The organism is Gilliamella sp. wkB292 (assembly GCF_001690235.1).
Classification (GTDB): domain Bacteria; phylum Pseudomonadota; class Gammaproteobacteria; order Enterobacterales; family Orbaceae; genus Gilliamella; species Gilliamella apicola_F.
In genome coordinates, this window is the sequence record NZ_LZGO01000047.1 from 22,408 (window position 1) to 48,839 (window position 26,432).

Below are 26,432 nucleotides of genomic sequence, written 5' to 3' on the forward strand. Positions count from 1 at the left end.
CTATAAGTGAATATCGTGAAGTGTTATCACTATGTTGTGCACTTTTTAATGCGTTAAAATATTAAATTTATATCAATAACGCATTGGCAGTTAATCTTAATTATTAGAGGACTTATCATTGAATATTTTGACTTGTGAAACTTTACTTGAGCCGGCTGATAATCAGCGGTTAAATAGTCTTTGTGGTCCTTATAATGACAATATAAAACAATTAGAGCGTCGACTTGGTATTGAAATTAATCATCGTGGTAATCTATTTTCAATTACCGGTGATCCTATTTGTGTTAACGCGGCCAACGATATTTTAAAAGTACTTTATAAGCAAACTAAATTAAAAAATAAAATAGTTGATATTGAACCAGAACAGATTCATTTAGCTATCAAAGAATCTGGGGCTCTTGAAAAAGCAAGTGAACACTTACCTGCTTATGTTGATTATCAAGCAGGTAAGCTTGTTATGATAAAAACTAAGCGTGGCGTAATTAAACCCAGAACAGCAAATCAAGCGCAATATATTGCGCATGTGTTAGATTATGATATCTCGTTTGGTATTGGTCCGGCAGGAACGGGTAAAACCTATTTAGCGGTAGCCGCAGCGGTTGATGCTTTGGAAAAACAACAAATTCGTCGAATTGTATTAACTCGCCCTGCGGTTGAAGCTGGTGAAAAACTGGGCTTCTTACCCGGCGATTTAAGTCAAAAAGTGGATCCTTACTTACGTCCTCTTTATGATGCTTTATTTGAAATGTTAGGTTTTGAAAAGGTTGAAAAACTCATTGAAAAAAGTGTTATTGAAGTTGCTCCGCTAGCTTATATGCGTGGACGTACTCTTAATGATGCATTTATTATTTTAGATGAAAGCCAAAATACGACTATTGAACAGATGAAAATGTTTTTAACCCGTATTGGTTTTAATTCTAAAGCGGTCATTACTGGTGATATTACGCAAATTGATTTACCTCGCCATCAAAAATCTGGATTACGTCATGCAATTGAAGTATTAAGCCAAGTTGACGAAATTAGCTTCAATTTTTTTAATAGTGAAGATGTTGTTCGTCATCCTGTGGTTGCAAGAATCGTCAATGCTTATGAAAATTGGGAAGAACAACATAAGCATCAATCTGGCGAAAGAAGTATTTAGAGGAGTCATATTATCCCTATCTCAAGTAAAAAAAAGAGAAGCAATATTCGAGATCACTCGGCAGAAACGAATCTGTTTTTGCGGCGAGTGTTATTTGCTTTTGTTATTATCTTATTATTAATATCGGTTTTACTCGGTAATTTAGCTGATTTGCAGATTTCTAATTTTAGTTATTACAGTACTAAATCGAATAATAATCGTATCGAAATTATCCCTATTCCACCTAGCCGTGGAATGATTTATGATCGTAATGGCACGCCCTTAGCCATTAACAATATAACTTATCAACTCAATATTATTCCTGATAAAATTAAAAATCTTAATGAGCAATTTAATGAATTAAAAAATATTGTTAATTTGACCGATGAAGATATTGAAAATTTTCAAAAAGAACGTCGTAATTATAAAGCTCATCGTCCCGTGCCACTTAAGGACAATTTAACTCAAAAGCAAATTGCACGTTTTGTTGTTGATCAGCATCGTTTCCCTTATGTTTCAATTGTGGGTATACAGCATCGCTATTATCCATATGGCGCATCATTAACGCATATTATTGGCTATATTTCAAAAATTAATACTGCTGATAAACAACGTTTAGATGATGAAAATAAAACCAGTGATTATGTGGCAACTTTTAATATCGGTAAAATGGGTATCGAAAAATACTACGAAGATGTATTACATGGTACGCCAGGATATGAAAAAGTTGAAGTTAATAGCCGAGGGCGCATTGTTCGTCAACTTAATCAGCATCCACCACAAGCTGGTGAAGATATTTACCTGTCTATCAATCTTAAATTACAACTTTATATCGAGCAGTTACTTGCTGGCCGTAAAGCAGCAGTGGTTGCTATTGATCCTAATAATGGCGAAATTTTAGCATTGGTTTCAAGTCCGAGTTACGATTCTAATCCGTTTGTTGGTGGAATATCGAATGCTAAATATAGCGAATTACTCAATGATCCTAATAAACCTCTTTATAATCGAGCATTACTTGGTTCTTATCCGCCTGCTTCAACAGTAAAACCCTATATCGCCATTGCCGCTTTAAGTGAAGGTGTTGTTACACCCAAATCAACCATTAATGATCCGGGTTGGTGGCAATTACCTGGTACCGATAGACGATATCGAGACTGGTTAAAATGGGGACATGGGCGCGTTGATGTATTAAGAGCAATTGAAGAATCAGTTGATACCTACTTTTATCAAGTTGCTTATGATATGGGTATCGATCGTTTACATCAATGGATGACTAAATTTGGTTATGGTGAAAGAACCGGTATTGATATTTCACCAAATGAAGAAAATAAAGCCGTTATGCCTAGCCGTGAATGGAAAATGCAACGTTATAAAAAAGCTTGGTTACAAGGTGACACCATTCCGGTAGGGATTGGTCAAGGTTATTGGACAGCAACACCTATACAGTTAGCTAAAGCGCTTACTATTTTGATTAATAATGGTAAAACTTATACGCCACATTTTTTATTGTATAAAAAGAGCGATATTTTAAATACTAATTCGAATCCACCTGCGGTTAATCAACAAAATTATATTGAAAATAATAGTTTAGTTGATGTTAATCCCAATTACTGGGCATTAGCTAAAGAAGGCATGCATCGGGTAATGTTTGGTGCACGAGGAACTGCACGAAAAATCTATGCCGATGCAAAATACCAAGCAGCCGGTAAATCGGGTACAGCACAAGTTTATGGTTTAAAAGAAGACGAAGTTTATAATGCCCATAAAATTCCTGAACACTTACGTGATCATGCGTTATTTGTTGCTTATGCTCCTTTTGATAAACCAACTATTGCGTTAGCCATTGTGCTTGAAAATGGCGGTGGTGGTAGCTCAAATGGCGGCGCCGTCGCACGAAAAATATTGGATTATTACCTATTAGGTGATAATTCAACGGAATTAGATGAAACTGCATCACATGCAGGGCATGAAGATTAATTATGAATAATATCAAAAAAACTTTTTGGCAAAAAATCCATATCGATCCACTATTTTTTTTATTCATTACATTATTACTTGGCTATAGCCTTTATATTCTTTGGAGCGCTACTGGTCAAGATTTTGATATGATGCAAAAACGAGTCATTCAAATTTTACTTGGTTATGTTGTGATGATTGTCATTGCGCAATTTTCGCCTAGAACCTTTGAAAAATGGGCGCCATATTTATATTTGTTTTGTATATTTATGTTGTTATTGGTCGATATTTTTGGTTATGTAAGTAAAGGCGCACAGCGATGGTTAGATTTAGGCATTTTACGCTTTCAACCCTCTGAAATTGCTAAGATAGCTGTCCCATTAATGGTAGCTAAATTTATTCACCGTGATGGTTGTCCACCACCATTAAAAAATACCTTTCAAACTTTAATTATTATTGCCGTTCCTACTTTACTTGTTGCTATGCAGCCAGATTTAGGTACTGCAATTTTAATTGTTATGTCAGGTATTTTTATCATATTTTTAGCTGGCATCAATTGGCGATTTATTTTTATCGCTATTATTTTAATTGCGGTATTTCTGCCAGTAATGTGGTTTTTTCTTATGCATGATTATCAGCGACTTCGAGTGTTAATGTTATTTAATCCTGAACTCGATCCTAGTGGTGCGGGTTATCATATTATTCAATCTAAAACCGCTATTGGCTCCGGCGGGATCTGGGGTAAAGGCTGGCTTGAAGGCACACAATCTCAGTTAGAATTTTTACCAGAAAGGCATACTGACTTTATTTTTTCCGTTATCGCTGAAGAGTTTGGTTTTATCGGCACAATAATACTATTAGTGTTATTTTTATGCTTAATTATCCGTGGATTAGTTATTGCCGCACAAGCTCAAACCACATTTGGCCGTATACTCTCAGGTGGTTTAATTTTAGTGTTTTTTGTTTATGTATTTATTAATATTGGTATGGTTAGTGGAATCTTACCGGTAGTTGGTGTACCATTACCGCTAATAAGTTATGGTGGCTCTTCCTTAGTCGTATTAATGGCAAGTTTTGGCATTATGATGTCTATTCACACTCATCGATACATGTTATCTAAAAATATTTAACGGAATTGAATTAAATGAAAAAGAAATTTAAATTATCTTTTGCTTTGTTAGCGCTTGCAATTTGTTCTTCGGCATCAGCTGAAATGGCTTTTCCTATTCCTGCTATTCCCCAATTAGATGCTGAATCTTATATTTTAATTGATGCTAAATCAGGTGAGATTTTGGCGCAATATAATGCTGAACAACAACGCGATCCAGCAAGTTTAACGAAAATGATGACCAGTTATGTAGTTGGACAAGCATTACAATCAGGGCGTATCAAAAATGATGATATGGTCGTTGTAAGTAAAGATGCTTGGGCAACAGGAAATCCTATTTTAAAAGGCTCATCATTGATGTTTTTAGAAGTGGGTAAAACGGTTTCGGTATCCGACCTTAATAAAGGAATAATTATCCAATCTGGCAACGATGCCTGTATCGCAATGGCTGAACATATTGCAGGTAGCCAAGGTGCTTTTGTTAATTTAATGAATGAATATGCGAAAAAAATAGGTTTAGAGCATACGCATTTTGAAACTGTACATGGTTTAGATGCACCCGGACAATATACAACAGCAAAAGATATGGCGTTTTTAGGAAAAGCATTAATCCATGATTTACCTTCAGAGTACGCTATTTATAAAGAAAAAGAGTTCACTTATACCCTATCTAAACCACAATTAAACCGAAATGGTTTACTTTGGGATACCACTTTAAATGTTGATGGTATTAAAACTGGGCATACCAATGCTGCTGGTTATAATTTAGTTGCCTCAGCTGTTGATGGTAATACGCGTTTAATTTCTGCTGTATTAGGTGGACGCACTTTTAAAGGACGTGAAGAAGAGAGTAAAAAATTATTAGTTTGGGGATTTCGTTTTTTCGAAACAGCTAATCCAGTCAAAGCGGGTACGCCATTAACAACAGAATCTATTTGGTATGGCGATCAGAATAAAATTCAGTTGGGTGCAATTGAAGGTGCTTATGTTACTGTGCCAAAAGGACGTTCGGCTGATGTACAAGTACAATATATTATTGATGATTATATTTACGCACCTATTACTAAAGGCACCAGTGTAGGTAAAATGCAGTTTTTATTAGATGGCAAAATTATCAATGAACAGCCATTAGTTGCATTACAAGATGTTGAAGAAACAGGATTCTTTGGATCTGTATGGGATTGGATTTGTTTGAAATTCAATCAAATATTTAACTAAGTATTTAACTAAATTTTATTAAACCATTTGATAAGTAAAAACTTATTGAATGGTTTTTTATAACATAAAAACAATCTGTAAACTTATTCACTGCCCTAAAATAACGTTCTTACAACGCTTTTTACTTTGTTAGTCACGCATTCTATCTTACTTAATTTACAAGCATAACTTGTTTATTACTCATCGCTTTTAAAAAGATAACTGTCTGGTATTATAAAATTATCTTTCCAACAAGGCTTTGAAATAGAAAAGCGTTACAATGTAAAACGGGATAAAATCTTCCTGATGTAACACATTAAAATTTTTAAGATCAGTGACTAGTAAAGCTACATCTAGTTCATCTACTACGATACGCTCTCGTTTTTCTAAAGTAATTTTAGCCGATTTAGCATAAAAATTAACTTTTTCATGAATGGCTAAAGTAGGGATAAAAGTCATTTTTTTAACTTAATTTTCAATGACTACAATCTGCAAATAACCGTAATTTATCTTTAACGCATGAAGAATAAAAAAGCTTTTTAATATAACTTACTCTTAGCAATATCTCTTTTTACTCGTTATCACATCCTTTTATAGGTTGATATTTTATATCTTTAATACGATTAGGATAGAAGCATAATTAAAAAGTGAATTAAGACTAACGGCATAAGCTAACAAGATGACAGTAAAGCTAATTTTTAATATGTAAAAACATCGTATTAATAAAGCTAGCGTTTTTATTTTTTAATTGAAAAATACTTAGTAAATTCACGAAATTTATTCAAATTTTTATTTTTTGAGGTAACTTTCTTTTTAATGCATAACACTATTGTTGCTATTTTTATAGAAATAACGCTAGCAAACCTTATCTAAATATGGTATAAAACGCGCGCAACTCTTCACATTCATTTTTTTAAAAATCGTTGTGAGATAAAGCAAAAATTTTAAAATTTAATTAACGTTATAACACACACATATCATTACTCTTTGCCGGGGTGCCTTTTACTTTAAGTAATAAGGTCGGATAAAGCGGATATGTGGAGGCATAACCCCAACGTCAAAATGAGGAAATCATGACTACAGTATCAATGCGCGATATGTTACAAGCGGGTGTACATTTTGGACACCAAACTCGTTATTGGAACCCAAAAATGAAACCATTTATTTTTGGTGCTCGTAATAAAGTTCACATCATCAATCTTGAAAAAACAGTTCCTTTATTCAACGAAGCGTTAGCTGAATTAAACAAGATTGCCGCTCGTAAAGGTAAAATTTTATTTGTTGGTACAAAGCGTGCAGCTAGCGAAGCGATTAAACAAGCAGCTGAAAGCTGTGGGCAATACTATGTAAATCACCGTTGGTTAGGTGGTATGTTGACTAACTGGAAAACAGTACGTCAATCAATCAAACGCTTAAAAGATTTAGAAACACAAGCTAGTGATGGTACATTTGACAAATTAACCAAAAAAGAAGCACTAATGCGTGCTCGCGAAATGGCTAAATTAGAAAATAGCTTGGGTGGAATTAAAAATATGGGTGGCTTACCCGATGTGATTTTTGTTATTGGTGCAGACCATGAACATATCGCAATCAAAGAAGCTAACAATTTAGGTATTCCAGTCATTGCTGTTGTTGATACAAACTCAGATCCAGATGGTATTGATTATATTGTTCCAGGTAATGATGACGCAATTCGTGCTATTCAATTATATGCAAATGCGGTTGCTGATGCAGTTCGTTCTGGTCGTGAACAAAACCAATCTCCAGTATCTGAAGAAAGCTTTGTTGAAGAAGCGCCAGCAGCTGAGTAATAAACTCAAATATTTTCAGGGTCGATAATGAGTGTCGACCCATTCTAATGAAAATCATCACAATGGTTAAATAGAGGATTAAAAAATGGCTGAAGTTACCGCTTCTATGGTAAAAGAACTGCGTGAAAGAACAGGCGCAGGCATGATGGAATGTAAAAAAGCATTAGTTGAAGCGAATGGTGATATTGATCTTGCTATCGACAATATGCGTAAATCAGGTCAAGCAAAAGCCGCTAAAAAAGCTGGTCGTGTTGCTGCTGAAGGTGTGATTATTTCTAAAATTTCTGCTGATAAAAAATCAGGTATTATTTTAGAAATCAACTGTGAAACAGACTTTGTTGCAAAAGATGCTGGTTTTATCGCATTTAGCGAAAAAGTAGCGACAGCTGCATTAAATGATCACATTACTGATCTTGCTGCTTTACAAGCTAAATTTGAAGAAGAGCGTACAGCTTTAGTTGCTAAAATCGGTGAAAACATTGGTATTCGTCGTGTTCAAGCAATCGCTGGTGATGTAGTAGGCAGCTACCAACATGGTGCTCGTATCGGTGTTTTAGTTGCAGCAAACAGTGGCTGTGATGAAGAATTAGTTAAACATATCGCTATGCACATTGCTGCAAGTAAACCTGAATATGTTAACCCAAGCGATGTTCCGGCTGATGTGGTTGAACATGAACGTAATATTCAAATCGATATTGCAATGCAATCAGGTAAACCACGTGAAATCGCTGAAAAAATGGTTGAAGGCCGTATGCGTAAATTCACTGGTGAAGTATCACTTACTGGTCAACCATTTGTAATGGATCCAAGTAAAACTGTAGGTGATCTACTTGCTGAGAAAAAAGCGACAGTTGCGACATTTATCCGCTTTGAAGTGGGTGAAGGTATCGAAAAAGTCGAAGTTGATTTTGCAGCCGAAGTTGCTGCGATGTCGAAACAATCTTAATTGTTTTATAAAAACCGCCGTAAAGGCGGTTTTGTTTATCTACAAAATATTTTAAAATTATTACCAGCTAGCTAACCTAGTTTGTCAGGTAATTAAACAACGAAATAGTGAGACTTCATATGGTAACCCCTTTCTATAAACGTATTCTTCTAAAACTCAGTGGTGAAGCACTACAAGGCGATGAAGGTTTTGGTATTGATCCCACCGTTCTTGACCGTATGGCACAAGAAATAAAAGAACTAATTGAAATGAATGTTCAAGTGGCTGTTGTTATTGGGGGCGGTAACCTATTTCGTGGTGCAGGTCTTGCTAAAGCAGGTATGAATCGAGTAGTTGGCGATCACATGGGGATGCTAGCAACGGTAATGAATGGTCTTGCAATGCGCGATGCTCTGCATCGAATAGAAGTTAATGCGCGTTTAATGTCTGCTATACCTTTAAATGGTGTGTGTGATGATTATCGTTGGACTGAAGCAATTAGCTTACTTCGTCATGGTAAGGTGGTTATCCTTTCAGCAGGTACAGGTAATCCGTTTTTTACAACCGATTCTGCTGCTTGTTTACGTGGTATCGAAATTGAAGCGGATGTGGTTCTAAAAGCGACTAAAGTTGATGGTGTATATTCTGCTGATCCTGTTAAAGATCCAAATGCAACACTTTATAAAACATTAAATTATGAAAAAGTGTTAGATGATGAACTAAAAGTTATGGATCTTGCCGCATTTACATTAGCGCGTGATCACAATTTACCTATTTGTGTGTTTAATATGAATAAACCTGGTGCATTACGTCGTGTCATTTTAGGTGAACCAGAAGGAACATTAATTAATAATCAGGCAACAGTTAGCTGTTAGTCTTTGTTATTTTAAATAAGGTTTTTATTATGCTAAACGAGATTCAAAAAGAAGCGCAATCGCGCATGGAAAAAAGTATTGATGCGTTTCAAACTCATATTTCTAAAGTGAGAACAGGCCGTGCATCACCAAGCTTATTAGATGGTATTATGGTTGAATATTACGGCAGCCCAACACCACTACGTCAATTAGCAAACGTGGTGGCTGAAGATGCAAGAACCCTTGCTATTACAGTATTTGATAAATCATTAACACCAATGATTGAAAAGGCTATTTTAACTTCCGATTTAGGGCTCAATCCTGCATCGGCAGGTACAGTAATTCGAGTACCTTTGCCACCATTAACTGAAGAACGTCGTCGTGACTTAACGAAAATTGTTCGTAACGAAGCTGAACAAGGTCGCGTGTCTATTCGTAATATTCGTCGTGATGCCAATGATCAAATTAAAGCACTGTTAAAAGATAAAGAAATTTCAGAAGATGATGAACGTAAATCACAAGATTTAATTCAAAAAGCTACCGATGCGGCAATTAAAAAATTAGATTCGGTACTTGCCGATAAAGAAAAAGAGTTAATGGAATTTTAATTTTTTAGCTTAAAAGCCTAGTTATAACAACTAGGCTTTTTTTATGTAAATAATTTGCTTCTTAAGATCGGTTTTTTCAATTAATTTTTCATAAAAATGGATAGTTACTGTTTTATTATTTTATTTGTTGGATGCAGTGATAATTCATATTCACCGCAGCATCGCAAAAGCAGGTTAATGATTCCAATCCACTATAAGTAGTTCAGCATTATGCCTAATTAACCGTAAATTCGGAAAAAAGTTAATTTGGGCGCTAATAATGGTAAAAGTACTAATCCCAAATATAAATGAGTTTTAAGCATGATTTATTGTTGTGCTTCGATCAAATGGATGAGTGAATGTAAACACGACTGGTTGATATTGATGTTACAAAACTTAAAAACGGTTAATTGTAACTGAGTTTTTATTTAGTAATTATTGGTTTAAATTGTCTATATTGTGTGATTAGTTTTGTTTCTAATTATCATAATTTAAGTATATAATGTGATGAAAATAACATTATAGGGCTATATTTGTTATTTTTATAACATTTACTAACATTTATAAATGACTAACAATATTTACTAGACATCATTAACAATAATTAAAGGAAAGCTTATGGATTATGCAAAGTATATTGATCATACTCTACTTGCAATGAATGCCACAGAAGATCAAATACGTAAACTATGTGATGAAGCAAAGCAGTACCATTTTTATTCCGTGTGTGTGAATTCTGGTTATGTACCTTTAGCAGCTAGCTTATTAAAAGGTAGTGACGTCAAAGTTTGCTCGGTTGTTGGTTTTCCTCTTGGTGCGATGTTAACTTCTGCAAAAGCATTTGAAACTGAAATGGCGGTTAAAGCAGGTGCGCAAGAAATTGATATGGTTATCAATGTTGGTTGGCTAAAAAGCAATGATTGGGATGCCGTTAAAAAAGATATCGATGCGGTCTTCAAAGCATGTAATTCAGTGCCATTGAAAGTGATTTTAGAAACTTGTTTGTTAACTAAAGAAGAAATCGTAAAAGTTTGTACAATTTGCAAGGAAATTGGCGTTGCTTTTGTTAAAACCTCTACAGGATTTAGTACATCAGGCGCAACGGCTGAAGATGTCAAATTGATGCGAGACACCGTTGGTGATAAAATGGGTGTTAAAGCATCAGGTGGTATTCGTGATCGGCAAACTGCTGAAAAAATGGTTCAAGCTGGTGCTACACGGTTAGGTGCTAGTGCAGGCATTGCAATTGTTTCAGGCAATTCTACCTCATCAAGCAACTATTAATTGATCCTTTCATAAGCTACTGCAAAGTAGCTTATTGCTATTTAATGGAATGGCAATGGAAACACAACCTCAAAAAAGAGTTAACGCACTTATTGAGTACCTAAAATCGACCGATAAAATTCATTTAAAAGAAGCGGCTCAAATGTTAGCTGTATCCGAAATGACAATTCGGCGTGATATTAACAATCAACCTTCACCTTTAGCAGTATTAGGCGGTTATATCGTTAATCAGTCCCAAAATCAAATTACCCAATACTTTGTTAGCGATCAGCAAGATAAACAGGTAGAAGAAAAACGTTACATAGGTAAGCTTGTTAGTCTGTTAGTTAACGAAAACGATACTATTTTTTTTGATTGTGGTACCACAATCCCTTTTATTATCGATGCAATTCATGAGGATATATCCTTCACTGCAATTTGTTATTCGCTCAATGCCTTTTTAGCCTTACAACATAAACCCAATTGCAAAATTATTTTATGCGGTGGGCATTATCAGCTTAACAATGCCATTTTTACGAGTATTAGTCCACATAATCAATTAGATTTTGTATGTCCTAATAAAGCTTTTATTTCGGCTGCTGGCATAGATCTTATACAAGGTGTAACTTGTTATGATTTTGATGAACTAAGTATGAAGCATCAAGCGTTGAATAAGTCTTGTCAGAATATTTTAATTGCTGATCATACCAAGTTTAATCAAGTTAAGCCGGCTTTTATTGCTAAACTTAATCAGTTTTATCAAGTAATTACGGATAAAGCGCCAAGCGCTCAGTACCTTTCTTTTTTTAACGATAATAATATCGGTTTAATTTATTGATGATGAAAAATATTACAATTTTAGGTTCAACAGGTTCAATTGGCTGTAGTACATTGGCCGTTATTCGGCAAAATTGGTCACAATTTAAAGCTTATGCCTTAGTCGGTGGTAAAAATGTCAGCAAAATGACCGAACAGTGCCAAGAATTTAAACCAAAATACGTGGCTATGGCTGATGAGCAAGCTGCCATAGCGCTTAAGGCTAATTTGCGTGATCTGAATTTAGATATTGAGGTATCGAGTGGTGAGCAAGCTATCTGTGACTTAGCTCAATTACCCGAAGTCGATTACGTTATGGCGGCTATTGTCGGCGCGGCTGGATTAAAACCGACTCTTGCTGCTATTAAAAAAGGTAAGCGAATATTACTCGCTAATAAAGAGTCATTAGTCACTTGTGGGCATTTATTTATGCAAGCGGTGAAACAATATGGCGCCGAGTTACTACCGGTCGATAGTGAGCATAATGCTATTTTTCAGAGTTTACCTTGTGCCGTTCAAGAGCAATTAGGTTTTGCTCATTTAGCCGATTATGGCATAACTAAAATAGTACTAACAGGTTCAGGCGGTCCATTTCGAGATTTACCTTTAAATTCGCTCATTTCAGTTACACCCGAGCAGGCGGTTGCGCATCCTAATTGGTCAATGGGAAAGAAGATTTCAGTTGATTCAGCAACGATGATGAATAAAGGCTTAGAGTATATTGAAGCTAGATGGCTATTTAATGCTAGTTTCGATGAAATGGAAATTATTATTCATCCTCAATCGATTATTCACTCTATGGTACGTTATCAAGATGGTAGTGTCATCGCTGAACTAGGTGTACCGGATATGTGTACACCCATTGCCTATGCTATGTCATATCCACAGCGTATTTTGTCAACTGTACCACCCTTAGATTTTACAAAAGTTTCGGCATTGACGTTTAATGCCCCCGATTTTAATCGCTATCCTTGCCTAAAATTGGCGATAGATGCTTTTAATCAAGGGCAAGCGGCAACGACGGCTTTAAATGCCGCCAATGAAATAGCTGTCGAGGCTTTTTTACAACGCAAAATCGGTTTTATGGATATTGCAAATCAAGTTGCGGCAACCTTAGATAAACTCAATTTACCTGAACCTCAAACCATCGAGGATGTGTTAGTAATTGATAAGTGGGCTCGAGAACAGTGTAGTAAGCTATAACTTAAATGTTATAGCTGTGTTTTATAAACGCGGCAAGGCGTGCCCATCGCAATGACATTGCTTGGTATATCACGATCAACTATACTGCCAGCTGCAATAACGGTGTTATCGCCAATGGTCACATTCGGTAATACAATCACATTGCCGCCGATCCAAACGTTATTGCCGATTGTAATTGGCTTTGCAAATTCAAGTCCGCTATTACGAGTTTGGCAATCTAATGGGTGTCCTGAGGTATAAAATCCACAATTGGGTGCAACCAGTACATTATCGCCAAAAGTAATTTTAGCTGCATCTAACATAATGCAATTGAAATTAGCAAAAAAATTTTCGCCAATTTCAATATTGTAGCCATAATCACATTGAAAACCAGGCATGATCGTAAACTGTTGCCCAGTTTTGCCTAATAGGATTTGGAATAACTGTTGTCGTTGCTGTTTGGCTAATGGCGATAATTGGTTTATTTGAAAACAAAGATCTTGCGCATAAAGCCTTTCGTTAGCCAGTAAATCGATCTCTGGGTTATAGAGCAAACCTGCTAGCATTTTCTCTTTTTCTCTCATGATACTACGCCATTTGTTTTGCTGTTAATGCAGGGTTATCACTAATAAACGATTGTAAAAAAGCGCTATCAGGAAGTGCAGTTAACGCCCCTTTTTGAGTTGTCGCTAACGCGCCGCAAGCACTGGCAATAGTCATCATGCTTTCTAACATAAGTTTATCGTCTGGCATACCGGACGTTGCAATACTACTTAATAATCCTGCAACGAAAGCATCGCCGGCACCGGTTGTATCAATGCTGTTAACATGATATGAATCGAACGAAAATGTTTTACCATGCCATAAAACTACACTGCCATCTTTACCTTTTGTAACTAATTTGAGTGTTGCATCATAATGTTGTTGTAACTTATTTAAAGCGGCACTCCAATCGTTAGATTCGGTTAGCCAAAATAGCTCTTCATCAGAAAGTTTTAGTATGTCGGCATCATGACAAAATTGTGTAATAATTGTGCGCATTTCGTTTTTATCATGCCACATTTGTTCGCGTAAATTGACATCAAAGCTGATTAAACCCTTTTTACCATTCAACCTTTCAATCGCTGTTTTTAATGTTTGACGGCAAGTCTGCCCAACTAAAGCTAGCGAGCAAAAATGCAAAATATCTTGGTTAAAATCAGGAATCGCCTGCTGAGATAAAAACTGATCGGCAGACGGCGACACTAAAAAAGTAAAACTCCTTTCACCATTATTACCGAGATCAACTACCACCGTACTGGTTCTGTGATTATCATCTTTTTCTAAACTTTGGCAATCAACGTGGTATTGATTAAATGTTTTTTCCATAAAGTGACCAAAAGGATCATTGCCAACACGACCTATAAATGCGGAAGGAAGCCCCAATTTTGCTACACCAATAGCGACATTTGCAGGTGCACCACCTGCACAGGCTTTGTAATTCATATCACCAAAAGGTAAAAGATCGATAACAGCATCGCCAAGCGACCAGACTTTAGTTTTATTCATTTTATTACTCAATTTAAAGTTAATAGGTTTAAGTGTTGTGACTTTATGGCTGGTTTAATTAAACCGTTAAGTCAGCTTAAACGAAGTTTTATAATTAGTCATTAACAATAGACTAAAGCATTTACAAAAAAATTCATTGTTAACGTTAAAAATGTGTGATTATTATCACATATTTTGCCTGTTAATTGATCAAAAGTTAACGTTAACAATTAAGTTAGGGTAATATAGCTTGATAAGAAAGGTGGCTAAATTAAAGTCATCATTTTGATGAAAATTATATTTAATGCGGAATGTATAAAGGGGAGTTTATGTCTACTGCAATCGATAAAGCAAATCAAGCTGTTAAACAGTTAGAAAAGGTAATGAATAAACAGTATTATCCACGTTTTCATCTGGCGCCACAGTCTGGATGGATGAACGATCCTAATGGTCTTATCTATTTTAATGGTCAGTACCATGCTTTTTATCAGCATCATCCTTTTGATGAAAACTGGGGACCGATGCATTGGGGGCATGTAGTGAGTGATGATTTAGTGACTTGGAAAAGATTACCTATTGCTCTAGCACCGGGTGACGAGTTTGACAAGAGTGGTTGTTTTTCTGGATCGGCGATAGATAAAAATGGTGAGCTTTGTTTAGTTTATACCGGTCATATTTGGTTACAAGGTCAAGGGAATGATGATCACATTTGTCAAACCCAATGTCTTGCTACAAGTAAAGATGGTATTCATTTTGAAAAACATGGCACTATCTTAACCCCAGAAGATGGCATTATGCATTTTCGTGATCCCAAAGTTTGGCAACAAGCAGGTCAATGGTGGATGGTGGTAGGGCAAAGGGATAACAATGATGTTGGACAAATTTTACTGTATCGTTCTCAAGATTTTAAAAAGTGGCAATTTGATCATGTAGTCGTGAGCAATATCGATCCTAATGTCTATATGCTTGAATGCCCTGATTTTTTCCCGCTTGGTGATAAATGGATCTTGATGTTTTCACCGCAAGGTATGAAAGCAAAAGGTTATCAATACCGTAACCGATTCCAATCAGGCTATATTGTCGGTGATTGGCAACCAGGGAAAAAGTTTTCGATAGTTAAACCATTTCAAGAAATGGACTTTGGTCATGATTTTTATGCACCACAATCGTTCGTTGCAAAAGATGGTCGACGCATAATTTTTGCTTGGATGGATATGTGGGAATCAATGATGCCAAGTAAACAAGATAAATGGATGGGCGCCTTTACGCTTCCGCGTGAATTGGTTTTAGATCGCAATAATAACGTCCGTAATCGTCCAATTAAAGAACTTGAAGCATTACGAGAAAAACCTAAAAGTTTGAGTGAAATAACACTTAATAATGAATTGAAAAATACCAATATTGAATCAATTAGTTGTGAGATTAATGTCGATATTGATTTAACCCAAAGTAATGCTGAACGTTTTGGTTTACAGCTAGCGGCAACGCCAGATGGTAAGCAAGCCACACTATTGTATGTGGATCTGCAATCGAATCGTATTGTACTTGATCGTAGTCTTTCAGGGTTAGCATTAAAGGGATATCGCAGTGTTCGGTTACCTAAAACTAAAAAGTTAAATTTGCATATTTATGTTGATGCTTCATCTGTTGAGGTTTTTGTTAATGGTGATTTATATAGTCTATCAAGTCGTATTTATCCAAAATTACCGGCTAAACGAATCGTTAACTTATTTGCTGAAAATGGCCAAGCAAAAATCATAAAATTAGATAGTTGGCAGTTAAAATCAATTTATGAATAATTGCTAATCATCCCACTACTTTAATGTAGTGGGATAACAGTTTTTGCTTATAATGAATCTCGTTGCAAAAATGGTGCAGGTACGTATGTTACGTTTTTGTTAGTTTGGTTGTTTATGATGTGTAATGCAGCTTGTTCGCCTATCTGATAATGAGGTAATTGGACGGTGGTTAGCGGTGGATAAAAAAGTTCCCCTGTGCCGACCATATTATCATACCCTACTATTGCGATATCTGTTGGAATATGAAAACCTTGACTTAACAAAAATTGATAAGCAACAAAAGCAATACGGTCATTGCCACAAATTAACACATCAAAGTCTGGTTTTTTGTTACAGTGCTGTTTTAATATATCAACTGTCATCATATATTCTTGGGTAAGATTATTTTCTACCGTTGTGGTGTGGTAACTGATAATGTCATTTAAATTACGACCTGCGTCTAACCATGCTTGCTCGGCACCTTTACGGCGAGTTTTACCGGCTAAGCTGGTTTTTGACAAATATATACATAATGGTTTTTTATAGCCTTTTTTAATCACTTGTTGCATGGCGTAGTATTGACCAGTGTAATCATCCGGAATATAACACGCTAGATCTTCACTATCACAGATGCAATTGGCTAATACCACGTTTTTCCCAAGTAACTTTGTCGGAAGTTCAATTTTTCTTAGTCCCATAGTGGTATAAATAATGCCATTAGGTCGATAAGATAGCAGAGTATTAATGGCATGATTGGCCTGTTTATCATCAAACAGATTAACAATAAAAGTATTCCAACCGCGTTGTTGTGCTGTTTTTTCGATCGCTTGTAATAATTCTACAGAAAAAGGGGTCATTGCTGTTTCTAATGCTAAAACACCTATTGCACGAGGGCCAGAGCTATCGCCACGAATTTTACGTGCTGACAAGTCTGGCACATAGTCAAGTTGCTCAATAGCTTTTTGAACCCGATTATAAGTCTGTTTATTTAATTTTTCAGGATTATTAATTGCGCGAGATACCGTCATCAACGAAACCGACGCCAACTTTGCAACATCCTTAAGTGAAGCCATAATTAAATCCTTTTGTTTAGCATTAAAAAAATCTTTTTCTAATAATTACTTCAAATGATGATACCACAAATAAAAATGATAAAAAGTGTGAGGAAGTTATCATTTATGATAACCGGTTGTATCTATTTTCTGTCAATTGTGACAATAATGTTAACATTAACATGTTAACGTTAAACTTCACAATATAAGAGTAATAAATATGAATATAATAGCAAATAGAAATTATTGGTTTTCATCTGGTTATCTTATTACCTTTTATGCAGCTTGGTCTCTTTGGTGGTCTTTTTATGCAATATGGTTAAAAAGTAAAATTGGCTTATCGGGTGAGCAGCTTGGAACGGTTTATGCGGCAAACTCGGCTGCTGCCATGTTTTTTATGATATTTTACGGCATCATTCAAGATAAATTGCAAATCGGCAAAGCTGTTATTACCTTTCAAAGTATCGTGATGATATTAATTGGTCCGTTTTTAATTTATGTTTATGAGCCGTTATTAAAAAGTGATTTTATCATCGGTGTCTGTATTGGTGCACCAGTGTTGAGTGCCGGATTTATTTCTGGATGTGCTTTGATTGATTCGTTTATTGAGCGCATTAGTCGCTTATTCGGTTTTGAGTTTGGTCCAGCTCGTTTTTGGGGATCGTTTGGTTATGCTGCTGCCACGTTTGTTGCCGGTATTTTATTTGGTATCGATCCTCATATTAATTTTTGGATGGCCTCTGCTGTTGCTGTTATCTTTTTTATTATTAATTTAACCTTTAAGCCAAAACGTTATCCTGTGGATGCGAACAAGGATAGGATTATTGAAAAAACCTCAAACATACCAACATTAAGTGAAATTTTCTCATTATTTGGTATGAAAAAATTTTGGCTATTTGTATTTTTTATTATTGGTACAAATAGTTTTTATACTATTTATGATCAACAACTGTTTCCAAATTTTTACACCAGTTTTTTTGAAAAAAATGAAGATGGTTACCGCGTTTACGGCTATTTAAACTCTTTTCAAGTTTTTTTAGAGGCGGCTTGTATGATCTTAGCACCCTATTTTATTAATAAAGTGGGTGCTAAAAAGTCACTATTAATTGCTGCATTAGTTATGATTTGCCGAATTGCTTTATCTGCATCTCTACATAATGTTTATCTGATATCATTAATAAAACTATTTCATGCCATTGAAACGCCGCTGTTTATTTTGGCGGTATTTAAATATGTAGTAGCTAATTTTGATGCTAGATTATCATCAACCCTCTATTTAGTTGGCTTTAATATTTCATCTAATATTGGTGTGATTGCATTGTCATGGGTGGTAGGTAAATTATTTGATAATACTGGCTATTCAACAACGTTTTATGTGCTTGCTAGTATTGTGCTATTTATTTTAATTGTTGCTACATTTACCCTAACCAGTGATCGAAAAAATAGACTTCAAGCACAATAATCATTGCTATCTACTCTATAAAATGGAAACGGAAGTTTCCATTTTGCTATTTAGTTTATGATCAATGAATACAAAGCTTGCTTCCATGATGAGTTTGCGAAACAATAGATAATCACTATGATTAATGTCTATAGGTTGTTGTTGTGAACATTACCAAAACAGTAGTTACGCCTGATATGCTATGGCAAACAATCAGGCAAGAAGCATCTAAATTAGTAGAAAGTGAACCGATGCTAGCCAGTTATTTCCATGCCACTTTGCTTAATCACGAAAATTTAGGTAATGCATTGAGCTATATTTTAGCCAATAAACTTGCTACACAAGTCATGCCAGCAATTGAAATTCGTGAAATTGCACGGCAGGCTTATAAGGCTGATCCGCATCTGATTCAATCCGCTATTACTGATATTATTGCGGTTTATGTGCGTGATCCTGCCACCAATTATTATTCAACTCCTTTACTTTATTATAAAGGCTTTTTATCGCTACAAGCTTATCGTATTGGACATTGGCTTTGGCAACAAAATCGTCAATCACTCGCCACATTTTTACAAAGTCAGATTGCTATTGTGTTTGGCGTTGATATTCATCCTGCTGCAAAAATTGGCTGTGGTGTGATGTTCGATCATGCGACAGGTATTGTGATTGGTGAAACTGTTGTCATTGACAATGATGTATCGATTTTACAATCGGTAACACTTGGTGGTACAGGTAAAGAGAATGGGGATCGTCATCCAAAAATTCGAGAAGGCGTCATGATTGGTGCCCATTCAACGATTTTAGGTAATATCGAAATTGGTAAAGGGGCAAAAATTGGTGCCGGTTCAGTCGTATTAGAGCCAGTGCCGGCCCATACAACTGTTGCTGGAGTGCCAGCAAAAGTGGTCGGCTGCCCTGATTGTGATAAACCAGCTTTGAATATGGATCAAGAAATTTGATTGCAAGAAGAGATTTCCGTCGACAATGGTCGACGGCAGATCAAAACCAAAATTTAGTGGTTAGAATTAACATTCACATCCATAGTTGGATATGGAATATTAATACCATTTTCAGTTAGTAGATTTTTAATATTTTCCAGTAATTCGGCTCTTACTGACGGGTAATTTTCGTTTAATGTCCAAACCAAAACATTAAAGTTCATTGATGATGCATCTAACAGATCTAAACGAATAATTGAATCTTTATTTGTCAAAATATTGTTGGTTTGGTTTACCGCCTGTCTTAGCACTTGGTAAACATTTTGAATATTTGAATCATAACCCACATTGATAACCAAATCTAAACGTCTTTCAGGTAAACGGGTAAAGTTGATTATATTGGCACTAACTACCTGACTATTAGGAATAACAACAAGTTCGTTAGTTGGTGTAACAATCGTTGTTGAAAAAATCTGTATAGAGTCAATAACGCCTTTTTGACTGTTGATAACAACTGTTTCACCCACTTTAAACGGACGAAATATTATTAATATTACGCCAGCGGCAAAGTTAGACAGTGAACCTTGCAGTGCCAAACCAACAGCTAAACCTGCGGCACCAATGACCGCGACAATTGAGGCTGTTTGTACACCTAACTGTCCTAAAACCGCAACCAGTGTCACGACCATAACGGCATAATAAGATAATGCGCTGACAAATTTCACCACTGTTGGATCAACATGGCGGCTACTTAAAATGCGTTTTAATTGACGACTGATAAACTTAGATATTGTTCGACCAATTATAAAAATAATAATGGCAAAACAAAAATGTGCTATATAGCTAAGCACAATGCCATCATATTTATCAATAAATTCGGTAGTTTGAGTTAAAATTTTTTCAAAATCCATCACATAATCCTATTTTAGAGCGATAAAAAGTTAGTTTAAAAAGTTATATATAGCATCTAAACTAACTGTTTTGCTAGTAACGCCCAACGTGTATCGAAATTGGTGGTAGGAAGATATTTAAAGCCTGAACGAGAATAACGTGACATCATCCCTTCACAAAATGCTAATAATTGACTAGATAAAATACGTTCATCAGTGGTAAAAGCAACCCCTTCGCGAATTTTTCGTTCACGCAAAACTTGCTTTATTTGAGTTTCTATTCGTTCAAATAATTGACTGATTCGCTCTTGTAATTGTTCTTGTTCAAACATTAGCGCATGCCCAGTCATAATCCTAGTTAATCCAGGGTTTTTTTCTGAAAAACCTAATATTAGTGCTAAAATAAGTTGCAAGCGGGTGAATGTTTTAGGCTCATCTTGCATAATGGTATTGATGCGTGAAAGCAGTATATCTTCAATATAAACAATCAAGCTTTCAAACATTTTGGTTTTGCTTGGAAAATGTCGGTAAAGCGCTGCTTCAGAAACACCAACAGTGGCGGCTAATTTCGCCGTGGTAATGCGTTGAGTCCCTTCATTGGACTCAAGCATTGTTGCCAATGCTTGCAAGATATCTTCTTTACGGTTCTTATTTTTGCTGGTCACAATCATTTTTTACCCGAATGCCCAAATCCACCTTCCCCTCGTGCTGAGAGTGTAAATTCATCAACAATGTTAAATTCGGCTTGTACCACAGGTACGATAATCAATTGTGCAATTCGATCACCGGCTTCAATTATAAAAGGGGTTTGGCTGCGGTTCCATACTGGAACAAAAAGCTGTCCTTGATAATCAGAATCAATTAAACCGACTAAATTACCGAGTACAATCCCATTTTTAGATCCTAAACCTGAACGAGGTAAGACCAATGCCGCTAGGTTTGGATCGGCAATATGCATGGATAAACCGGTAGGCGTTAAGATTGTTTCACCGGGTTTAATTTCGGTTGTTTTATCAAACATGGCTCGTAAATCAATACCAGCTGATCCTTCGGTTGCATAAGTGGGGAGTGGAAACTCATTACCTAAACGTTTATCTAATATTTTAATATCAATTTTTCTTTTCATTATCACTCGCTTTGTATCGTGTTATCACAGCTTCAAGTAATTGTTTTGCTAATTGTTGTTTACTACTTAATGGTAACCTTTGTTCACCATTTTGCCAATAAAGGGTTAATGCATTTTGATCGGAATTAAAGCCAATTTTTTTATCTGAAACATCATTAGCACAGATTAAATCTAAATTTTTGGTGGTTAATTTTTTTAAGGCATATTTTTCAACATTATTGGTTTCTGCGGCAAAACCAACAACAAAAGGCCTTGAATTTTCTAATGCTGCAACACTCGCAACAATGTCTGGATTTTTGGCTAATTTAATCACAAGTTCATTATCGTCCGTTTTTTTTATTTTTTGAGTGGCAATTGTTGCCGCACGAAAATCAGCAACTGCTGCACAAGCAATAAAAATAGACGATTTTTTGGCCGCAATTAATGCTTGATTATACATTTCATTTGCACTTTTAACATCGATTCGTGTGACATGTTTTGGCGTATCTAAATTAACTGGACCGCTAATAAGTGTAACATTTGCGCCCATTTCTGCTGCAGCTTTAGCAATAGCAAAGCCCATTTTTCCTGAACTGTAGTTGCTGATATAACGGACAGGATCGATTTCTTCAACCGTTGGTCCAGCAGTAATAGTAATTGATATCCCATTTAATAATGATGATTGGGTGAAGTAGTTATTGAGGTTTTCGACAATCACTTGTGGTTCAAGCATTCGACCTGGGCCGATATCACCACAGGCTTGGAATCCTTCATCAGGACCAAGAATTAAGGTGTTTCTATCATGCAATACCGATAAATTATGCTGTGTGGCTATCGCTTTATACATTTGTTGGTTCATTGCTGGTGCTATAGCAATTTGAGCAGGCGTGGCTAAACACACTGTTGATAATAAATCGTCAGCAATGCCATTGGCGATTTTGGCAATGATATTGGCTGTCGCCGGTGCGATTAATACAATATCTGCCCATTTTGCCAGTTCGATATGGCTCATTGAAAGCTCAGCCGAAGGATCAAACAGATCGCTTGAAACAGGATTTGCACTAACTGCTTGTAGTGTCATTGGTGTGACAAAATGACTTGCTGATTCAGTAAGAATGACTCGAACTTCAGCTCCCGCTTTTTTTAAATGGCGAACAAGATCAGGGCATTTATAAGCTGCAATACCGCCTGTAATCCCTAATAAAATATGTTTACCAGATAGATTCATGCTCAAGCTTTCCCCATAATTCAGTCTAAATCGCTATATTACCACAATTCAGTTAGATAATAAGTAACTCTTTCGCATTGGCTAACGTTGCATCAGTGATTTTATCACCGCCTAATAATCGAGCGAGTTCATTTAAACGGCCATTATTATCTAATTTTTGCATGTCGGTTGAAGTCTGTTTTCCCTTTGTTTGCTTACTAACAAAATAGTGTTGATTAGCCTGCCCGGCGACTTGTGGTAAATGTGTGACAGTTATCACTTGTGTTGACTCGCCAAGTTGCCTTAATAATTGACCCACTTTAGCCGCAGTCGGTCCACTAATCCCAACGTCAATTTCATCAAATATTAGCGCAGGTGTTTCCATTTTTTGTGCAGTTAAAACCTGAATAGCAAGTGCGATACGTGATAACTCTCCGCCTGATGCTACCTTAGCTAAAGGTTGTGCTTGTTGTCCTGCATTTGTCGTCACTAAAAAAGTGACTAAGTCCGCACCATCTTCAGTTAAACGATTTTCATCATAAGCAATTTCAATGCTTAATTGTCCATTTGGCATAGATAACTCATGCATCAATGCTGTTACTTTTTTAGCTAGGGTTTTACTTACAGTTAATCGTTTTTGATGTAGCTTTTCTGCAAGTTCAATGGCGATTTGATGATATTTTTTAATATCCGCTTTTAGTTGTTCACTTTGTTCATCTTGCTGGTTAATTTGTTTAAATTCGGCCAATAACTGTTGGTGTAATTCTGGTAGTGCTTCAGGCGCTACATGATGTTTACGAGCCAACGCTATTTGTTTTGATAGGCGTTGTTCAAGTTGCATAACCCGAGCTGGATCAAGATCTAGATTTTCACTGTAATGACGCAGCTCATAGCTTGCTTCTTTAATCTGAATGGAAGCCTCTTCTAACATGGTATAAATATTATTTAGCGTTGGATCGAGTTCAGTTAACTGCTGAACGCTATTTTTGACACTACTGAGCAAATTGCTCACATTGTAATCATCGGCTTCGTCTAATAGCATAACTGATTGTTGACTTAGATTAATCAGTTGTTCGCTATTAGATAATCGTTTGTATTCTTCGTCTATTTGTTGGTATTCACCTTCAATTGGCGAAAACTCATTTAACTCTTTAAGTTGATATTGTAACAGTTGCATATGAGCATCACGTTCTTGGCGTGATGTTTCATATTGTTGATAAGCTTGTCGAGCGACTTTCCATTGTTTGTGAGCTTGTTGCATTTGTGCAAGTAATATTGGCTCATTCATATAATGATTTAATAGAAGTTGCTGATAGTCACTACGTAGCAAACGTTGATGTTCATGTTGTCCATGAATTTGAATTAACATTTGCCCTAAATCTTTTAATTGTGAAATAGGAACCGTTCGCCCGTTTATAAATGCTTTAGAACGGCCATCTTGGTTAATTACTCTTCGTAATATACATTCATTACCTTCATCAAGTTGATTTTCAGTAAGCCAATTAAAAGCGGCTGGTGTATCATCAAGTACAAAACAAGCAGAAATATCAACACGTTCTGCACCATAGCGAATGGATGAAGCATCAGAACGATTACCTAAACACAACCCTAATGCATCAATAGCAATAGATTTACCGGCACCTGTTTCACCCGTTATTGCTGTCATACCTAAGGTAAAGTCAACCAGTAGCTGATCAACAATAGCAAAATTATTAATAGTTAATTGCGTTATCATAATAATGAATACATAAGACTAGTTATAATGTAGGCAGTATAACAGTAAAAACACTGTAAATAAATACAGTTTTTTGGTGAAATAAAGATGTGTAATTAATTAGTTAGTCAACAATGCATGCTAAGCTTTATTTTAATTGCTTTTGGGCTGTTTATGTTATTGATAATGCTTTTTGGTAAAAAGTAAATGATCATTAATTAGTGGGATAAAATAGATAAAAAGCCATGAATAGTTGTCTATTTATGGCTTTAAAGTGATCTATTTAGAATAGTGAACTAATAACTTCATAAATTAACTGTAGGTTGAGTAGAACCAGTGCAATAGCCGCTAACCATCCTAATATGATAGTTAATTTGCAATTAACAAATTCGCCCATGATTTTTTTGTTGGAAGTGACCAACAATAAAGGAACCATTGATATAGGTAAGGCGATACTGAGAAATACTTGAGTATAGATTAATAAATTTTCAACAATGCTCTCTTTTTCACCCCATATATAGATGCATAAAATAACAGGGGCGACTGCTAATCCTCGGCTTATCATTCTACGAGCCCAAAGAGGAATAGATAGATTAATAAAACCTTCCATTACTATCTGTCCAGTAAGTGTGCCGGTTATTGTGGCGTTTTGACCCGATGCAAGTAAAGCAACAGCAAATAATGTTGCCATTATTGAACTGGCGACAGGTCCAACCATTTGCGGATTTTTTAAAGCGTCATAAAGCTGAGTAAAGCGACCAAGATTGTCAGGATCATTACCATAAAAAAGCGAAGCGCCAAGAATTAATAACAGACAATTGATAATAAATGAAAAAGATAATTGTATATTAGAGTCAATAGTTGCATATTTGATAGCATTTTTTAGGCTAGATGTTTTTGTTCTATTATATTTTCGAGTTTGGACAATCGATGAATGTAGATATAAATTATGAGGCATGACCGTTGCGCCAACAATACCTAGTGCAATCACTAATGCTGAGTCATGACCTTTAATTGATTGAGTAAAAATATCTATTTTAGGAATAAACCCATTAATTATGTCACTAAATTGAGGAGAGGCTCGTAAAACTTCGTAAGAAAAAATAATAAATATCGTTGCAATTAAGCAAAATACGATAGCTTCTATTTTTCTAAAACCAAATCTCATTAATATTAATAAAATGAAAACATCGAAGACTGTTAATAACACACCGATTAATAGCGGGATATCAAATAAAAGGTTTAATGCGACAGCGCTACCAATCACTTCTGCTATTTCTGTAGCGATAATTGCCAATTCAGTTGATATCCATAAACAAAAAGAAAATTTTTTGCCTACCATCGATTTTGTTGCTTGAGCAAGATCCATACCAGTGACTATGCCTATTTTGACGCACATCGCTTGCAAAAGCATAGCAATTAAACTCGATATTAATATGACTGACAGTAACAGATAACTATAAAGGGCGCCACCTTGTATAGAGGTGATCCAGTTACCCGGATCCATATAACCGACAGCAACTAATGCGCCAGGTCCTGAAAAAGCCCAGAGTTTTCGAAAAAAACCAGACTGAGGATCCGGAATTTGGACTGTATTATTGATTTCTTCAAGGCTTATTGTCGATGTTTTTAACATAACTAAGATCTCTACAGTAAAGTGTATGTTTTTATTATATTGATAATGAGAATCATTATCAAATAAAAATAACCTTTCATTTCATTAAGCCAGTTATCTATAGTATATAAATACTCGATTTAGCTCACAATGCATATTTTTATATTCGAATAATTTTTATTAATAACTAATATAATCCCTTTAATATACTTTTTAAATGCTTATAACTCTTATTGTAAGATTGATTTATATTTTATTAATTATCAAATGGTTGCGTTAAATTTTAGTGGGTTAATTTTATGCAGGTTTATAAGGTTCCTCTCTTTTGTTAAAGAATTTTTGCCAA

Annotated in this window: 24 protein-coding genes; 14 read left to right on the plus strand and 10 right to left on the minus strand. The window is 35.6% G+C overall.

From position 1 onward, the window contains the following. The first annotated feature begins 118 nt into the window (after nucleotides 1-118). The 4 genes from A9G09_RS04655 to A9G09_RS04670 all read left to right on the plus strand — a co-directional run bounded on the left by A9G09_RS04655 (nucleotide 119) and on the right by A9G09_RS04670 (nucleotide 5,402). A complete protein-coding gene (locus tag A9G09_RS04655) occupies nucleotides 119-1,141 on the plus strand; it encodes a PhoH family protein (protein ID WP_065633740.1) in 1,023 nt (340 codons plus the stop codon). A gap of 78 nt (nucleotides 1,142-1,219) precedes the next feature. After that, on the plus strand, nucleotides 1,220-3,097 hold the full coding sequence (gene mrdA, locus A9G09_RS04660) for a penicillin-binding protein 2 (protein ID WP_218056835.1): 1,878 nt from the start codon (nucleotides 1,220-1,222) through the stop codon (nucleotides 3,095-3,097). Between the two features lie 2 nt (nucleotides 3,098-3,099). Further along, on the plus strand, nucleotides 3,100-4,206 hold the full coding sequence (gene mrdB, locus A9G09_RS04665) for a peptidoglycan glycosyltransferase MrdB (RefSeq protein ID WP_065633742.1): 1,107 nt from the start codon (nucleotides 3,100-3,102) through the stop codon (nucleotides 4,204-4,206). Nucleotides 4,207-4,220: 14 nt separating this feature from the next. Next, a complete protein-coding gene (locus A9G09_RS04670; protein WP_065633743.1) occupies nucleotides 4,221-5,402 on the plus strand; it encodes a serine hydrolase in 1,182 nt (393 codons plus the stop codon). A 219-nt stretch (nucleotides 5,403-5,621) separates the two neighbouring features. Here the strand turns inward: A9G09_RS04670 and A9G09_RS04675 are convergent, their stop codons facing one another. Next, a complete protein-coding gene (locus A9G09_RS04675) occupies nucleotides 5,622-5,840 on the minus strand; it encodes a hypothetical protein (RefSeq protein ID WP_065633744.1) in 219 nt (72 codons plus the stop codon). A gap of 614 nt (nucleotides 5,841-6,454) precedes the next feature. Here A9G09_RS04675 and rpsB point away from each other — a divergent pair. The 7 genes from rpsB to ispC all read left to right on the plus strand — a co-directional run bounded on the left by rpsB (nucleotide 6,455) and on the right by ispC (nucleotide 12,840). Next, a complete protein-coding gene (gene rpsB, locus A9G09_RS04680; protein ID WP_065633745.1) occupies nucleotides 6,455-7,192 on the plus strand; it encodes a 30S ribosomal protein S2 in 738 nt (245 codons plus the stop codon). A gap of 85 nt (nucleotides 7,193-7,277) precedes the next feature. Further along, nucleotides 7,278-8,138, plus strand: coding sequence for a translation elongation factor Ts (gene tsf, locus A9G09_RS04685; RefSeq protein ID WP_065633746.1), 861 nt, complete (start codon nucleotides 7,278-7,280; stop codon nucleotides 8,136-8,138). Nucleotides 8,139-8,257: 119 nt separating this feature from the next. Next, on the plus strand, nucleotides 8,258-8,992 hold the full coding sequence (pyrH, locus tag A9G09_RS04690) for a UMP kinase (RefSeq protein ID WP_065633747.1): 735 nt from the start codon (nucleotides 8,258-8,260) through the stop codon (nucleotides 8,990-8,992). Nucleotides 8,993-9,021: 29 nt separating this feature from the next. Then, on the plus strand, nucleotides 9,022-9,579 hold the full coding sequence (frr, locus tag A9G09_RS04695; RefSeq protein ID WP_065633748.1) for a ribosome recycling factor: 558 nt from the start codon (nucleotides 9,022-9,024) through the stop codon (nucleotides 9,577-9,579). Between the two features lie 597 nt (nucleotides 9,580-10,176). Then, nucleotides 10,177-10,842, plus strand: a complete 666-nt coding sequence (gene deoC / locus A9G09_RS04700) for a deoxyribose-phosphate aldolase (RefSeq protein ID WP_065633749.1) — start codon at nucleotides 10,177-10,179, stop codon at nucleotides 10,840-10,842. Nucleotides 10,843-10,897: 55 nt separating this feature from the next. Then, nucleotides 10,898-11,659 carry a DNA-binding transcriptional repressor DeoR gene (deoR, locus tag A9G09_RS04705; protein WP_065633750.1) on the plus strand — a complete coding sequence of 254 codons (762 nt, stop codon included), beginning with the start codon at nucleotides 10,898-10,900 and terminating at the stop codon, nucleotides 11,657-11,659. A gap of 2 nt (nucleotides 11,660-11,661) precedes the next feature. Further along, nucleotides 11,662-12,840: a 1-deoxy-D-xylulose-5-phosphate reductoisomerase gene (gene ispC, locus A9G09_RS04710; protein ID WP_065633810.1), complete on the plus strand. Its 1,179-nt coding sequence runs from the start codon at nucleotides 11,662-11,664 to the stop codon at nucleotides 12,838-12,840. 8 nt (nucleotides 12,841-12,848) lie between these two features. Here ispC and A9G09_RS04715 read toward each other — a convergent pair whose 3' ends face one another. Further along, a complete protein-coding gene (locus A9G09_RS04715) occupies nucleotides 12,849-13,403 on the minus strand; it encodes a sugar O-acetyltransferase (RefSeq protein ID WP_065633751.1) in 555 nt (184 codons plus the stop codon). A 4-nt stretch (nucleotides 13,404-13,407) separates the two neighbouring features. Next, on the minus strand, nucleotides 13,408-14,367 hold the full coding sequence (locus tag A9G09_RS04720) for an aminoimidazole riboside kinase (protein ID WP_065633752.1): 960 nt from the start codon (nucleotides 14,365-14,367) through the stop codon (nucleotides 13,408-13,410). 308 nt (nucleotides 14,368-14,675) lie between these two features. Here A9G09_RS04720 and A9G09_RS04725 point away from each other — a divergent pair, with 308 nt between their 5' ends. After that, complete coding sequence (locus tag A9G09_RS04725; protein ID WP_065633753.1) at nucleotides 14,676-16,145, plus strand: glycoside hydrolase family 32 protein; 1,470 nt, start codon at nucleotides 14,676-14,678, stop codon at nucleotides 16,143-16,145. Nucleotides 16,146-16,192: 47 nt separating this feature from the next. Here the strand turns inward: A9G09_RS04725 and A9G09_RS04730 are convergent, their stop codons facing one another. Further along, nucleotides 16,193-17,197, minus strand: a complete 1,005-nt coding sequence (locus A9G09_RS04730) for a LacI family DNA-binding transcriptional regulator (RefSeq protein WP_065633754.1) — start codon at nucleotides 17,195-17,197, stop codon at nucleotides 16,193-16,195. A 199-nt stretch (nucleotides 17,198-17,396) separates the two neighbouring features. Here A9G09_RS04730 and A9G09_RS04735 point away from each other — a divergent pair, with 199 nt between their 5' ends. After that, nucleotides 17,397-18,638, plus strand: coding sequence for an oligosaccharide MFS transporter (locus tag A9G09_RS04735; protein ID WP_065633755.1), 1,242 nt, complete (start codon nucleotides 17,397-17,399; stop codon nucleotides 18,636-18,638). 176 nt (nucleotides 18,639-18,814) lie between these two features. Further along, nucleotides 18,815-19,576 (plus strand): serine O-acetyltransferase, encoded by a 762-nt coding sequence (gene cysE, locus A9G09_RS04740; protein ID WP_065633811.1) that lies wholly within the window; start codon nucleotides 18,815-18,817, stop codon nucleotides 19,574-19,576. 53 nt (nucleotides 19,577-19,629) lie between these two features. On the opposite strand, the gene A9G09_RS04745 is transcribed toward cysE, so the two are convergent. The 6 genes from A9G09_RS04745 to A9G09_RS04770 all read right to left on the minus strand — a co-directional run bounded on the left by A9G09_RS04745 (nucleotide 19,630) and on the right by A9G09_RS04770 (nucleotide 26,107). Further along, a complete protein-coding gene (locus A9G09_RS04745; protein ID WP_065633756.1) occupies nucleotides 19,630-20,466 on the minus strand; it encodes a mechanosensitive ion channel domain-containing protein in 837 nt (278 codons plus the stop codon). Nucleotides 20,467-20,522: 56 nt separating this feature from the next. Continuing rightward, on the minus strand, nucleotides 20,523-21,113 hold the full coding sequence (gene slmA, locus A9G09_RS04750; RefSeq protein ID WP_176700947.1) for a nucleoid occlusion factor SlmA: 591 nt from the start codon (nucleotides 21,111-21,113) through the stop codon (nucleotides 20,523-20,525). Further along, complete coding sequence (gene dut / locus A9G09_RS04755) at nucleotides 21,113-21,571, minus strand: dUTP diphosphatase (RefSeq protein ID WP_065633758.1); 459 nt, start codon at nucleotides 21,569-21,571, stop codon at nucleotides 21,113-21,115. The genes slmA and dut overlap by 1 nt, the downstream gene beginning before the upstream one ends. Then, entirely contained in the window at nucleotides 21,555-22,778 is a 1,224-nt protein-coding gene (coaBC, locus tag A9G09_RS04760) for a bifunctional phosphopantothenoylcysteine decarboxylase/phosphopantothenate--cysteine ligase CoaBC (RefSeq protein WP_065633759.1), read from the minus strand. The genes dut and coaBC overlap by 17 nt, the downstream gene beginning before the upstream one ends. A 52-nt stretch (nucleotides 22,779-22,830) precedes the next feature. Further along, the gene (gene recN, locus A9G09_RS04765) at nucleotides 22,831-24,492 is read right to left on the minus strand and encodes a DNA repair protein RecN (protein WP_065633760.1); all 1,662 of its coding nucleotides are present in this window, start codon (nucleotides 24,490-24,492) and stop codon (nucleotides 22,831-22,833) included. A gap of 262 nt (nucleotides 24,493-24,754) precedes the next feature. Then, complete coding sequence (locus A9G09_RS04770) at nucleotides 24,755-26,107, minus strand: Nramp family divalent metal transporter (protein ID WP_065633761.1); 1,353 nt, start codon at nucleotides 26,105-26,107, stop codon at nucleotides 24,755-24,757. Nucleotides 26,108-26,432: the final 325 nt, after the last annotated feature.

Coding starts and splice junctions, on each gene's coding strand:
- mrdB (WP_065633742.1), top strand. CDS start 3,100: ATGAATAATATCAAAAAAACTTTTTGGCAAAAAATCCATATCGATCCA.
- A9G09_RS04670 (WP_065633743.1), top strand. CDS start 4,221: ATGAAAAAGAAATTTAAATTATCTTTTGCTTTGTTAGCGCTTGCAATT.
- A9G09_RS04675 (WP_065633744.1), bottom strand. CDS start 5,840: ATGACTTTTATCCCTACTTTAGCCATTCATGAAAAAGTTAATTTTTAT.
- rpsB (WP_065633745.1), top strand. CDS start 6,455: ATGACTACAGTATCAATGCGCGATATGTTACAAGCGGGTGTACATTTT.
- tsf (WP_065633746.1), top strand. CDS start 7,278: ATGGCTGAAGTTACCGCTTCTATGGTAAAAGAACTGCGTGAAAGAACA.
- pyrH (WP_065633747.1), top strand. CDS start 8,258: ATGGTAACCCCTTTCTATAAACGTATTCTTCTAAAACTCAGTGGTGAA.
- frr (WP_065633748.1), top strand. CDS start 9,022: ATGCTAAACGAGATTCAAAAAGAAGCGCAATCGCGCATGGAAAAAAGT.
- deoC (WP_065633749.1), top strand. CDS start 10,177: ATGGATTATGCAAAGTATATTGATCATACTCTACTTGCAATGAATGCC.
- deoR (WP_065633750.1), top strand. CDS start 10,898: ATGGAAACACAACCTCAAAAAAGAGTTAACGCACTTATTGAGTACCTA.
- ispC (WP_065633810.1), top strand. CDS start 11,662: ATGAAAAATATTACAATTTTAGGTTCAACAGGTTCAATTGGCTGTAGT.
- A9G09_RS04715 (WP_065633751.1), bottom strand. CDS start 13,403: ATGAGAGAAAAAGAGAAAATGCTAGCAGGTTTGCTCTATAACCCAGAG.
- A9G09_RS04720 (WP_065633752.1), bottom strand. CDS start 14,367: ATGAATAAAACTAAAGTCTGGTCGCTTGGCGATGCTGTTATCGATCTT.
- A9G09_RS04725 (WP_065633753.1), top strand. CDS start 14,676: ATGTCTACTGCAATCGATAAAGCAAATCAAGCTGTTAAACAGTTAGAA.
- A9G09_RS04730 (WP_065633754.1), bottom strand. CDS start 17,197: ATGGCTTCACTTAAGGATGTTGCAAAGTTGGCGTCGGTTTCGTTGATG.
- A9G09_RS04735 (WP_065633755.1), top strand. CDS start 17,397: ATGAATATAATAGCAAATAGAAATTATTGGTTTTCATCTGGTTATCTT.
- cysE (WP_065633811.1), top strand. CDS start 18,815: ATGCTATGGCAAACAATCAGGCAAGAAGCATCTAAATTAGTAGAAAGT.
- A9G09_RS04745 (WP_065633756.1), bottom strand. CDS start 20,466: ATGGATTTTGAAAAAATTTTAACTCAAACTACCGAATTTATTGATAAA.
- dut (WP_065633758.1), bottom strand. CDS start 21,571: ATGAAAAGAAAAATTGATATTAAAATATTAGATAAACGTTTAGGTAAT.
- coaBC (WP_065633759.1), bottom strand. CDS start 22,778: ATGAATCTATCTGGTAAACATATTTTATTAGGGATTACAGGCGGTATT.
- recN (WP_065633760.1), bottom strand. CDS start 24,492: ATGATAACGCAATTAACTATTAATAATTTTGCTATTGTTGATCAGCTA.
- A9G09_RS04770 (WP_065633761.1), bottom strand. CDS start 26,107: ATGTTAAAAACATCGACAATAAGCCTTGAAGAAATCAATAATACAGTC.